This is a genomic window from Streptomyces sp. H27-H5 (assembly GCF_026627505.1).
In the GTDB taxonomy this organism is placed as follows: Bacteria; Actinomycetota; Actinomycetes; order Streptomycetales; family Streptomycetaceae; genus Streptomyces.
Map to the genome: position 1 here is coordinate 1 of NZ_JAPNLK010000156.1, position 11,619 is coordinate 11,619.

Annotated in this window: 12 protein-coding genes and 2 pseudogenes; 4 read left to right on the forward strand and 10 right to left on the reverse strand. The window is 66.8% G+C overall.

Annotation, left to right across the window (positions count from 1 at the left end; genetic code table 11):
* Positions 1-60: 60 nt before the first annotated feature.
* Positions 61-615, reverse strand: a complete 555-nt coding sequence (locus tag OTB19_RS39440; protein WP_267803610.1) for a polyprenyl synthetase family protein — start codon at positions 613-615, stop codon at positions 61-63.
* Positions 616-1,198: 583 nt separating this feature from the next.
* Between OTB19_RS39440 and OTB19_RS39445 the strand changes: the two genes are divergently transcribed.
* Positions 1,199-1,594: a DUF6479 family protein gene (locus OTB19_RS39445; protein ID WP_267803611.1), complete on the forward strand. Its 396-nt coding sequence runs from the start codon at positions 1,199-1,201 to the stop codon at positions 1,592-1,594.
* A gap of 131 nt (positions 1,595-1,725) precedes the next feature.
* Here OTB19_RS39445 and OTB19_RS39450 read toward each other — a convergent pair whose 3' ends face one another.
* The 4 genes and pseudogenes from OTB19_RS39450 to OTB19_RS39470 all read right to left on the reverse strand — a co-directional run bounded on the left by OTB19_RS39450 (position 1,726) and on the right by OTB19_RS39470 (position 6,390).
* Positions 1,726-2,814 (reverse strand): carboxylate-amine ligase, encoded by a 1,089-nt coding sequence (locus tag OTB19_RS39450; protein WP_267803621.1) that lies wholly within the window; start codon positions 2,812-2,814, stop codon positions 1,726-1,728.
* A 480-nt stretch (positions 2,815-3,294) separates the two neighbouring features.
* Entirely contained in the window at positions 3,295-4,134 is an 840-nt protein-coding gene (locus tag OTB19_RS39455) for a class II glutamine amidotransferase (RefSeq protein WP_267803622.1), read from the reverse strand.
* Between the two features lie 239 nt (positions 4,135-4,373).
* Positions 4,374-5,293, reverse strand: a pseudogene (locus OTB19_RS43840) (YhjD/YihY/BrkB family envelope integrity protein).
* A 188-nt stretch (positions 5,294-5,481) separates the two neighbouring features.
* On the reverse strand, positions 5,482-6,390 hold the full coding sequence (locus OTB19_RS39470) for a SigB/SigF/SigG family RNA polymerase sigma factor (protein WP_267803613.1): 909 nt from the start codon (positions 6,388-6,390) through the stop codon (positions 5,482-5,484).
* A 743-nt stretch (positions 6,391-7,133) separates the two neighbouring features.
* Between OTB19_RS39470 and OTB19_RS39475 the strand changes: the two genes are divergently transcribed.
* Positions 7,134-7,670, forward strand: a complete 537-nt coding sequence (locus OTB19_RS39475) for a cysteine hydrolase family protein (protein ID WP_267803614.1) — start codon at positions 7,134-7,136, stop codon at positions 7,668-7,670.
* 54 nt (positions 7,671-7,724) lie between these two features.
* Here OTB19_RS39475 and OTB19_RS39480 read toward each other — a convergent pair whose 3' ends face one another.
* The 5 genes from OTB19_RS39480 to OTB19_RS39500 all read right to left on the reverse strand — a co-directional run bounded on the left by OTB19_RS39480 (position 7,725) and on the right by OTB19_RS39500 (position 10,790).
* The gene (locus OTB19_RS39480; RefSeq protein ID WP_267803615.1) at positions 7,725-8,198 is read right to left on the reverse strand and encodes a hemerythrin domain-containing protein; all 474 of its coding nucleotides are present in this window, start codon (positions 8,196-8,198) and stop codon (positions 7,725-7,727) included.
* A 322-nt stretch (positions 8,199-8,520) separates the two neighbouring features.
* The gene (locus tag OTB19_RS39485) at positions 8,521-8,871 is read right to left on the reverse strand and encodes a hypothetical protein (protein WP_267803616.1); all 351 of its coding nucleotides are present in this window, start codon (positions 8,869-8,871) and stop codon (positions 8,521-8,523) included.
* A gap of 261 nt (positions 8,872-9,132) precedes the next feature.
* Complete coding sequence (locus tag OTB19_RS39490) at positions 9,133-9,486, reverse strand: STAS domain-containing protein (protein WP_267803617.1); 354 nt, start codon at positions 9,484-9,486, stop codon at positions 9,133-9,135.
* 476 nt (positions 9,487-9,962) lie between these two features.
* Complete coding sequence (locus tag OTB19_RS39495) at positions 9,963-10,283, reverse strand: hypothetical protein (protein WP_267803618.1); 321 nt, start codon at positions 10,281-10,283, stop codon at positions 9,963-9,965.
* 66 nt (positions 10,284-10,349) lie between these two features.
* The gene (locus tag OTB19_RS39500) at positions 10,350-10,790 is read right to left on the reverse strand and encodes a hypothetical protein (protein WP_267803619.1); all 441 of its coding nucleotides are present in this window, start codon (positions 10,788-10,790) and stop codon (positions 10,350-10,352) included.
* Positions 10,791-11,028: 238 nt separating this feature from the next.
* On the opposite strand from OTB19_RS39500, the gene OTB19_RS39505 reads away from it, so the two are divergent.
* A complete protein-coding gene (locus OTB19_RS39505) occupies positions 11,029-11,202 on the forward strand; it encodes a hypothetical protein (RefSeq protein WP_267803620.1) in 174 nt (57 codons plus the stop codon).
* A gap of 146 nt (positions 11,203-11,348) precedes the next feature.
* Positions 11,349-11,498: pseudogene (locus tag OTB19_RS39510) on the forward strand (TetR/AcrR family transcriptional regulator); the annotation flags it as partial.
* Positions 11,499-11,619: the final 121 nt, after the last annotated feature.

The following is an 11,619-nucleotide window of genomic DNA, read 5'->3' on the forward strand; positions in this document are numbered from 1 at the left end:
CCGTGTGCCGGACCGAAGCCGGGTCGTCCGAGGACCGCTTCCCGCAGGATGCCTGCGCGCTCACACAGCGTCACCAATCCAGCCACGCCCAACCGGCAAAGGACCTGCGACGCGCTGCACTAGGTCCCCCGCGAGGACGGCGACCGAATGCGCGAACGGCGAGAAATTCCGTTCTCGCGGGGGCGCGCCTGGCTGAAACTGTTCCGCGATCTGAGCGTGGAACGAGGGCCTGCCGCGGCGCAACGCGGATTGGTCCATGACGTCATCGTGAACCAGGGCGCAGCTCTGAATGAGTTCGAGTGCGGCGGCGATGCGCAGTGCCCCGACCACGTGGATGTCCGTGCCGCCACTGGCCCGCATGGCCCACCACAAAAACCGGGGCCGGATGCGGGCGCCGCCGTTGAGAGTGAAGGCGACCAGCCGCTCGGCAACTTCCGTGGCGAAGGTGGGGTCGAGCGAACGGCTGTACGCGACAAACTCGGCACACAGCCGGTCCAGTTCGCTCGTGACGGCGTCGGTCACGTTCGCGTCGATGGTGGCTGCCCCGGTGGGTCGAGGCGTATGCGGGGTCCGGGAAGCGGTGATGAGCTGTCGAGCAACCGACTTCGCGTGCATGAGTCCTCCGGGTCGTGAAGTGGTGCCGCACTCTGTTCGCCGTTCACTCTGCTGACGGATGCGCTCGCCGTAGTCGAACCTGCGAACCTTGTATCCCCCGCCGTGGAAGGGGCGCCCCGGCACCGGCATCCGGTCCACCCGATGGGTGCATCGAGCGCGTGACGAGCGGGCGGGGCCGGGCCCGGGGCAGATCCGAACGCGGCACTCTGCGGGATCGGTCTGCGCTGGCTACCGGACGGGTGGTGAGGCCACCGGTGACTCGGTGTGCCCGCCTGCCGCCTGAGCAGGGAGCACAGACAGCGGGCGCCGGGAACGACGTATCGGCGGGCTGTGCCCCGGCGGCGCGAGCCGAGCGTGCTGCCTTCACGGTGACCAGGACAGTGGAGCAGGGGGGCTTGGCGCCGGTCAGTGCCTCTCACAGCACGAACCAGTACCCCAAAAGGCCCTGGGCGACCGTAAAAGTTGCCACGGCCGAAAGGGGCGCGGGGATCGGGCAGAGTCGATCCATCATCCTCCGGGTGGACTACGGCGCCCACGTCACCAGAGCGCACATGTCGCGCCGATTTGAGGAAATGTGCTGGCTATGGAAATGACATTGAGCGCGGAGACGGCCATCTCCGACATCGCTTGGTTCCTGCTCGTCGGGCTCGCGGTGGTGGGTTTCCTGCTCGGCGGCTTCGTACTCGGTAGGCGAGTCCGCAACAAGGAGCCCGCTCCGCCCACGGCCGAGAGCCAGCCCCACCTGCCCGAGGGCGGAGCTGTCCACGAGGTCCGCGAGGAACGGGAGCCGGTGGGGTTTCCCACCGAAGGCCTGCGACCTCACGAGATGCAGGGATACGGAAACTTCGGCTCCACCACACACAGCCACCAAGAGGAGGCTCGCGCGGAGCGCGAGTCCGGATATGAACACCCGGAAGGTCCCGGGCCCCACCCCCAACCGGGATCCCCTCCCGGCTCGGGCCGTGGTGCGCACAGCTGATCGGCCTTCCGAGGTAGCACGCCCGATGGCCACCGCGCGGTGACCCCGTCGTACACCGGATCAAGCCGGGCACATGACAAGCTTCACCGACCCGGCAGGTTCTCCGTCTCTGCCGCCATTCCGCTAGGCGCTCAGCCCGAAGACGTCCCCAGAAGTAGGTTTCGCAGGCCAGGCATGCCGTCCGCCAGCGCGCGGCGTTGGCGGTCTGCCGGAGTGCCCTCCCTGAGAAGGCGGTGTACAAGCGAGCCCACCTCACGTTGGTCACCGCTGTCTTCCAGCGCGGGAGCGACGTGGCGAAGGAGCATGCACAGAATGTCCCCACTGCTGCGAAGACGCCCCCAGGGGTCGAGCAGCGAGCCACCCAGCCCGTGCCGGGCCGCATGCCAGTTGGCGGCTTGCAGCAGCTCCGGCGGGCACAGTGGCAGAGCCGCTCCGGCCTTCTCCTCGTCGATGGCGACCTCGACAAGGGCGCGGACGATTCCCGCCAGCATGACGGCGTCATCGGCGCGGAGTTGGACGTCCAGGCATCGGACTTCCACGGTGGGGTACCGCTCGGAGAGCCGGGCCTGCCAGTACAGCTGTCCACGATCGGCGATGATTCCCGACGAGACCAGGGCCTCGACCCGTTCTTCGTAGTCGGAGTAATCGCGAAAGGCGGGCGGGGGGCCGCTCACGGGCCAGCGGCCGAAGACGATTGTCCGCCAACTGGCGAATCCGGTGTCCTTGCCGTCCCACAATGGCGAGTTGACCGACATGGCCAGCAAGGTCGGGAGCCAGACCCGGATACGATTCAGAACCGCCACCCCGGTCTCTGGATCGGGTACGGCCACGTGGACGTGCATGCCGTTGATCAGCTGTTCGTCCACAAGTTGTCGCGCCTCCCCCTCCATCCTGCGGTAGCGCGGGGTGGGGGTCACGGGCACAGGGGCGGAGCCCCTGACCGGCGCCGCAGCAGACGCGAGAACTCGGCAGCCCCGGTCCTCTGCGGCCGAGGCGACCGCATGGCGCAGCCGCAGGAGATGGCCACCTACCTCGTCCATCCGGACACAGATGGGGGTAGCAACCTCGATCTGCGACTGCAACAGTTCCTCTTGAACCTCGCCGTCCTCGGTGAGGGACACGACACCTGCGGCCCTACGCACGTCGTCCGCCCATGGCACCGGCAGCAGGGTGTCCGGGTCCACCAACAAATACTCTTCTTCGACGCCCAAAGTGATCACACTCAGCGGATACCCTGAGATTCCGACATATACGCTCGATTCGTCCCATACGTGCACGGCATCACGTTTTCAAAGCGGGCACCAAGAAACTTGCGTGGGCCGCCAAGGCAGGGCGAACACGCCCCTCCCCCAGGGGGTAAATCCTCTCACCGCCCGGGGTGCCTTGCTGAGGACAATCGGCAGGGACGCTCGGCCGATCGACCTCACTGTGGCCCACTACAGCCACGACGGACTTGCGAGTGGTTGGTGGAGAAGGTCCGTCGCGAAGGTGCTGGCGATGGCGTCGAGCCCTTCGCCTCGGCGTACCACCACTGGCTCGACTCCATGGAATAGGCCCGCACCAGCAACTCCTGCCGGACTGGCTGCCCATTCCGCATCCCGGCCGCCTCGGCAGCCACCAGCTCTCCCGATGAAAACCCAGGTCCGGACGGCCCACCTCCATCGAGTGCAACCCTTCCCGCAAGCCTCGTCAATGCTGTCTCAGGTGAGATCGGGGACGAAGGGCAGATAGTCCTCGGTGGGCGCTGAAGGCAAAACCGCGTAACTTCCCTCTGGAAGTTCGTTCCACACTCCAGGCAAGCTGCCCAACGGTTCGGAAACGACCAACCGCGTCTCGTCGGAGACGTCCCGGAGGTAGTCCAGCTCCGGGTAGAGCTCGCGGACCGTGTCGGTCTTGTTGCTGTAGAAGAGAGACCGTGATTGCTTCTGGCTGGAGTAGCGGAAGGCCCACACGCGCTCGCCGTCGCTCACCGCGATCGTCATCTGGAGGGGGTGATCGACCCCGTGTAGCTTCCCGAGCCGCTCAACGAGACCGGCCATCTTTGCCACAGCGCCCGGTACGTCCTGATCGAGCCCGAAGGTGACGGCGAGGTAGAACATCACCTCGGAGTCGGTGGAGCCTTCCATGGACGGGAACAGGGCAGGGTCCACCGCCATGCAGAGGTCTCGTTGCAGCCGGGGGAAGTCAGCGATCGCCCCGTTGTGCATCCACAGCCAACGGCCGTGCCGGAACGGATGGCAGTTTGTCTGTTGGATCGCCGATCCCGTAGAGGCTCGGACATGCGCGAAGAACAGCGGAGAGCGTACGTGCGCGGCGAGTTCTCGGAGGTTTCGATTGTTCCAGGCTGGCCCGATGTCGCGAAACACTGCCGGCGTACCGTCGCCCCCTGGGCTGTACCAGCCGATGCCGAAACCGTCGCCGTTCGTCGACTCCACGCCCATCCGGGCGTGGAGACTCTGATCGATCAACGAGTGCTCCGGGCGGTACAGAACTTCGTCCAGGAGGAGAGGCGAACCCGCATAGGCAAGCCAGCGACACATCAGCGCCACCCCGTTCCAGCTCGATGCGAGCCCTACTCGTGCATACGCGGACCAGAGGCCGGTTGCGGGGGTGGGTCGTCGAATCCCTCACCCTGTAGATCATGTAGTACGACTACCCAGCTGTCCGACACTCATCCGACTGCCTCGCCGCCGCCGCCAAACCGCGACAGACGCGACCCCCTGCGGCCGGAGCTGCGGCGTCACCTTGCAACCCTCGGGTCGAGACCGCCCTCCACCCCCTACTCCGCGTCCGCAGGCATACGCCACGCCGGCCGGGTCGGCGCGGGGGTGTAAGGCGGTCTCCCACAGGGTCCGACTCCAGGCGCGCGCGCCGCGGTTTCGACCAGGCCGCGTATCAGAGCCGCGAGCAGGACGGGCGTGGAGGCGTCGAGGCAGACATCCGCGACCCTGACCTCGACCGTGGGGTAGGTGGCCGAGAGACGGGCGTCGAAGTAGATCATGCCTTCGTCACACAGGACACCCGTGCGGATCAGCACCTGGACCTCCTCGTGGTAGCGGTCGGCGCTGCCGAAGACATCCACCGGGCCGGCCGAGGGCCAGCGGTTCCACACATTGAATCGGACGAAACGGGCGTCGCCGTCGGTCAGCCCAGGTACCGGATCTTCGCCGACTGCGCCGAGGCCGTGATCACAAGGGGTGTCCCTCTGCCAGAACGGCGAGTTCGCACTCATCGCGATCCGCGCCGCGGGCCAGGGGCGGATCTGATCCAGGACGGCCCTGCGGACATGGACGAGGAGCAGGCGATCCTCGTCGGCTCCCGGGTTGCCGGAGAAGACCACGATGAGCGCGCCGGCACAGGCCAGGACTACCAGTGGCACGGTCAAGCCCAGGCGCAGCGGGAGGCCCTTCCAAACGGGGCGACCTTCGGGCATGCGGTAGACGGGGTTCGAGGTGCGGATGAACGTCGCGATGTGTCCGAAGGCCGACCATACGGCGACGAGCAGACAACGATCGCCGGCAGTGAGCCGACACCCGATTGGCCTTGGAGCTGCTGCACCGCACCGGTGACCACGTCCCGCGCCGAGCCGGGCGCGAGTTTCCGCAGGTTGCCCAAGACCTGCTTCGTCGCCGACTCCCCCGCGATGCCGAGCAGGGTGGGGAAGAGGGCCCGCCGGGGAGTGGGCTCGCGAAACGGCATGCCTGCCGAGGCGTCTCACCCGATTTCCTGCCCGCCCTGGGGAGGGAGCACGCGCCGTCTTACGGTTGAGACAGGCGGTCGGAACTCTGAGCGGCCCCGACCGCCACTCGGTGGGCGCCTGCCCCCTCCCCCTCCGAGCAGGTGCCCACCCCCTCCCTGGATTGGAACACCCAGACAGCGCCCGTCCTCTATGCGGCGAGCATCCCGTTGCGCAGCTTGGTCAGGACGCGGGTGAGAAGGCGGGAAACCTGCATCTGGGAGACGCCCAGTTCTGCGCCGATCTCCGCTTGGGTCATCTCCTGTGCGAACCGCAAATTCAGGATGCGCCGGTCGCGTTCCCCAAGCTCTCGCAGGAGGGGGGCGAGGGTGTGGAGGTCCTCGAAGAGTTCCATGTCGGGGTCGACGTCGCCGACCGTGTCTGCGAGGGAACGCCCCTCGATCCCGTCGGATGCGCGCGGCTTGGAAGGTGTCGGGGAGTCGATGGAGGCACTTGTGTAGCCGTTGGCAGCCGCCATGCCCTCGATGACGTCCTTTTCACGGATTTCGAGGTGCTCGGCGAGTTCCTTCACGGTGGGGGCACGGCCGAAGACTTCGGTCAGCGCCTCCTGACTCTTCGCGATCTCCGACCGCAGTTCCTGCAGGCGGCGTGGTACGTGTACCGCCCAGGTCGTGTCGCGGAAGAACCGCTTGATCTCACCGGTGATGTACGGGAGAGCGAGGGTGGAGAACTCGACTTCTCGTTCTGGGTCGAACCGGTCGATGGCCTTGATCAGCCCGATCGTTCCGGCCTGGAGGATGTCCTCGATCTCGATGCCCTCGCCGGAACGGCTGCGAAACCGCCGGGCGGCGAAGTTCACCAGCGAGATGTTCATCTCGATCAGGGTGTTCCGGACGTACTGATACTCGCGGGTTCCCTCCTCCAGCGACCGCAGCCTGAGCAGGAACAGACGCGACAGCTCACGGGCATCGGCGGGCGCCATCCGACGGGCGTTGTCGATCCGCGGAAGATCCTCAGCAATCCGCACACCCTCCGCGCTGGCGCCCGACAGCGTCTCCACTCCCACGGTGGTGCCGGTGGCTATGGCGCTCTGAGACATGGAACCGTTCCCTCCCTGGACGGATGATCGATGTGCCCCGCCTCGTGCCCTCTCACCCGCGATCCACACCCCCTCCCCAAGAAGGCTTTCGGACTCGTGCAGGCCCGTTGCGAACCGACATCGGAGGGGCAGACCGGGTCGTTGGTATCCCGGCCGGCCACCGGTCCGGCGCAGCGCGCCCCCGGCGCCCGCCCCCAGGAGTGCCTACTCTGGAGGCGGCCGCTCCGGTTTCCCCGGCAGGAGGACGGGCAGCGGCTGGAGGAGGGGGTTCGCAAGCCCGAGGAGGGCACGATGGACGACGAACAAGGCGGCGCCGGCGGAGCACCTCCGCATGACGGACACAGCACGCGACGGCCGCAGCGGCGCCCGCCCCATCAGGGCGACGACGAACGGACGCCGGCTGCCGACACCGACGAGGCGAGCCGGCTCGACCGCCCGAAGCGGGACAGGGACCCGCGCACGGGAAAGGGGAAGGTCCGCTGGACGGCCCCGAAGCACGACCGAAACAGGGAGAGCAGCGGCGAGTCTTAGGCGGGATGCGAGACGGCCGCCGACCAGTGAAAGGGATCGAATCAGACCCGGCTCAAAGTCGAAGGGGCTGATGGAGGCACCAAAAGAACGCCGAGCGCCCACCCAAAAGGTCCCGGGCGCGCCCCCGGCCGACCGAGGGTCGGGCGGGATGGCCGGACCCAGGGGCCGTCGTGTCATCGGCGCACCTCAGGACCGTTTGAGAGTTCTTGATCATGGCGAAGACCGCGGTTGTCATCATCGACATGCTCAACACGTACGACCACGAGGACGCGGGTGACCTCGTCCGCTCCGTCGAGCAGGCCCTGCCCGCCGTGGTGCACCTGTTGGAGGAAGCTCGCGCACGCGAGCTACCGGTGATCTACGCGAATGACAACTTCGGGAAGTGGCGCTCCCACCACGGGGAGATCCTGGATGCCGCCCTCGCCGGGCCTCATGCGCGCCGGGTCGAGCCCGTACGCCCGGACGAGGACTCCTACTTCATCATCAAAGCCCGCCACTCGATCTTCTACGAGACGCCGCTCGCATACCTGCTCGGAACACTGGGTGTCGACCATCTCGTCCTTTGTGGGCAGGTCACCGAGCAGTGCGTGTTGTACTCCGCCCTCGACGCCCACATCAGGCACCTGTCCGTCACGGTGGCCCGGGACGCTGTCGCCCACATTCATCCGGACCTGGCCGACGCCGCCCTGAGGATGATGGAGATCAACATGGCGGCCCGCCTCGTCCCCGCATCAGACGCCCTTCACTGACGACCCTGTCAGGAGCTGTGCGAGCAGGCACGGGGCGGCGGCCGCAGACGGTGATCAGCGCTTTGCGCTCGGGACGGCGAGGGGCTCACCCGGGGCTCGCTTCTTGGCCTGTTGCATCTGTTCGCCGAGTTCGGTGAGGCGGTTGCGGCCCATGGCCTTGCGGACGTCGGGGAACCACTCCTTCTCCTCCTCCTCCACGTGGTGGCGGACGTTCTCCATGAGGACGCTCATCTTGGCGTCGAACCGCTCGTCAGCCGCGTCCAGGTCCTTCAGTTCCGAAAGCATCCACAGCACGACATGGTGCTCCTCGATGCTCTCCAGTACGTGATCCTTGGTATCGGGAGCGGCCTCCCGGGCGGCTGGATAGAAGATCTTCTCCTCGATCCAGGTGTGCGTGGTGAGCTCGTCGATCACCTGATCGGCGATCTTGCGCTTATCGGCGTGGGCGTCGTCGCCCGCCTTCTCGAACTGCTTGAACAACTTCTCCACCGTCTTGTGGTCTTCCTTGAGCAATACGATCCCGTCCACCAACGTCTCCTTTTTTCGCCGAATCAGATGGCGAGACTGACCGCCTCCCTGATGCCGTGTTCCCGGCGCACGACCGTGACGATCCACTGAATGGCGGCGGTGCGCCCCGACGGGTGACACTCCTACGCCGTCCGCCGAGATAGAGACGCCCGGTACGGACAGGCCTGATCGACGCCGATGGGTGAATCACACAAACCACCGACGGAGCCGCGTCGATGGCGGGGCGCGGGTCATGACGCTTTCTCGGAGTTCGCGGTTCGTTGCCACCAGCAGGTCGCGGACACGAGACCACAACCGGCCGGCCGGCTGGGTCAGTGCGATGTCAGGGCGCACGGTGCCATCGATGCTGTGCACGCACGCCCCGTCTGATCATGTAGAGATCGATGATCGTTACTGCAGCCATCACGAAACAGACAGCGGCCGGCACGGCGTACAACGTCGGAGACGGGTCGGTGCCGTCGGCGGCCCTGAGCGCGGCAATCGTGAACAGCACACCCGCAGCCGTGAAGATCGGGTCAAAGATCGTCGACAGCAGCCGCCGAAGTCGAAGATCACTACGAGCCCAGCGGGCCTCGGACCCGTCACGACGCCAACGGCTCGCGGCCGCACGCGCGCGCCGACCCGCCAACCACGCACCGTGGGGATGGTGAACGCTCCTGTCGATGGACGGCATGACCGCCACCTCCCGCTGCGTGTCCGCCAAGGCGAAATCCGATGTCGTGTCCCGTCAACGCGCGTGTGCAGCGTTCGGGCCGTACCCGTACGCCTGATTCGCCGCGTGCGCGGGAGTTGCCGCCATCAGGGTGCCCACCGCCCATGCGATCGCCTCCCGAGGATGCGTCTGCATGCGGATGCGTGCCGGGCTTCGGCCGTGTCGGTATGGGGTCTATGAGGGGTCGTGGTCATGACGATCACCAGTCTTCGACGAGCACGATCACGTGAGCACGAATGTGGTGTCGGTGAGTTGCAGGAGCCGCCGCACGGGTCGCCCCGTGGCGGTGATGCGCGGGTCTCTGTCGGCTCGGCGCGCCGCTTGGCCTGCGGCCAGGAGGGCGTTGAGGCCGGCACAGTCGCAGAAGGCAACCCGCTGGAGGTCCAGGAGCAGGGTGGTGCGGTGAGAAGCTAGGGCGATCAGGAGGGTCTCGTGCAGGAGGGCGGCGGTGTGCAGATCGCTCGCTCCGCTCACGCAGACACGGACCGTGCCGGGCGCTGCGGCCATCACGCCGATCTCGATGCCGTCGGCCGCCGCGGTGGTGTCGAGGCGGAGGTCGTACATGATCCCGGTCATGTCTGCCTCCCGGTGTCTCTCCGGTCCTTCTCCACCCTTCAACAGCATGGTCGACAGTCCGACGCCCCTGCACCCGCCGTACCGGAAAAGGCGTCAGATGACGGGGACTCGCAGGACACGCGGTTCGCAGACGCCGATCGCCTGCGCCGGCTCCCACAGATCCGGCGTATCCACAGTGTCCGGCCCGCCTCCCGCTCCGTCGACACCCTGGCGAGCCTGTCAGGGCTTGGCACAGCTGGGCCCACCGCGGGGCTTGGAAGCCCGGGTCGGTGAGGAATTCGAGGTGCGAGGAGACGACGACGTGGGGAGGACATGGGTGAGAAGGTCAACCTACGTCCCACCGCCCTTGGTCCAACGGACAGTGGTGTGCAGACGCGAGCGCGGTACGCGGTCGCGGCTTCCACCCGTTGGACCCGTTGAAAGGTGCGCGCCATCGAACTGGGGCCTCCGACGGCCGGCGCATGCAGCCCGTCGGTTCAATCGCACGTGTGCAAGGCGGGTTCGAGGCGGTCGAGGAGAGTTTGGAACGTCGCTGTGGCGCGGTCCCAGGTGCCGTCGGCAAGGGGTGCGTGAAGCAGCCCGAGGAGGGTGTCGACCAAGAGCGTCGCCTCGCACTGGGCCCTGTCGTCGGGCATGCCCAGGCCCGTGAACGCGCCCGCGGATGATTCGACAGCCGGGTGCGGGAGATCCCGGCGGGGTGGGCAGGGGCCTTCCGCAGGGGCGAGCAGCATTTGGCGGGTCGTGGCGGTGACATCGAGGTGCTGGACGGCCGCGCGCTCGCCAGCGGGAGTCAACATCCCACGACCCCACACAGGGACGTGAATTCAGAGGTGAACTCTCACGCGGCCGCAGCGGAGCGAGCCCTACTCCACCACCGTGATGAGACGAGAGGGGCCTCCCGGCGCGAGCGGGTCTGTGTTGATTTCGGCGCCGTCCTTCTGGCTCCATACGCGCACGTATCTCGATCGATCAGCCCAGGCTCCGAGATCACCCGTATCGGCGTCATACTGCTGCCAGGTCCTGCCCCGCTCCTCGGGGTCGAGGTGCCAGGTGGCCGGTCTGGATGACCAGACGGTGACATGAGTGATCCGGCCGGCGTGCTGGCTGAACAGATGGTCGGGATCGGCGAGCTCGCCAGGCGCAGTGAGGGAGCCCACCCGGCTCAGTCCGAGGTGGGCGAGTGAGTGGACGACCATGCTTTCGCCTTCGTCTCCCTTGTCGGGCGAGACCGGGACAGCGACTCCCTGAAAGTGGGCCGCACCGTACAGGGTGGCCTTGGTCCGCAGGTCAGCGCTCTTTCGCATGCCCTTCTCCTCAACCCTGCAAGTCGTCTCCTGCGGCTGTTCCCGACCAATGAGTGTTGCGCGCTGCAGCCACTGCAGACGCCTCTCCCTGGCGGCTACCGCTTTCCACTTCCGCGTCGTTCCATGTCCGTGGGCGGGCCTTCCCCTCCAGTGTCGACGGACGTCGCTGCGCCGCGCCAGCCCGACGTCATTGTGGCCTCACAGGGTAGGAGGCATGTGAGAGGAAAGAAGGGGCGAGATGAGCGCCAGAGAGAAAGCGAAGGCGACTGTCGAGCAGGTCGTCGGCCGTGCGGTCCGCAAGATTGCGCTCGCCATCGGCCATCGGACCACGGCGGCGAAAGGGGCCGCTCTGGAGGCACGAGGGAAAGCCCGACGAATCAAGGAGAAGGGGAAGGACAAGCTCAAATTCTGAGTGGCCCGGCGGGCGGTTCAGCAACTGGGCCACCTCGGCCCCTCCGGGAGGAAAAATGGGCGGCCTCTCTCCGATGTTAAGGCCGCCGGGAAGCGCCAGTGGTTCCTCGCGAGCGATAGGGTGTAACACGCGAGGAGGAGGCTGTCATGACTGAAACAGCTGCTACGACCACCCCCCGCGAACGGTACCGGCGGCAAGTGCGTGCCGAGATCAAGGAACGGGCTTGGGAGCAGATCGCTTCTGCCGGAACCACAGCGCTTTCACTCAATAAAATCGCGAAGATCATGGGCCTCAGCCTCGATCCACCGCGTGATCTTTGATCACGCGGTGTGATTGCTTTTGTGGTGGGTTTCCGGATTCGGGCAGGCCGGTATCCCGGGTGGCCGTCCCGGTGGCGGGTTCTCCGAGGTTCTTTCT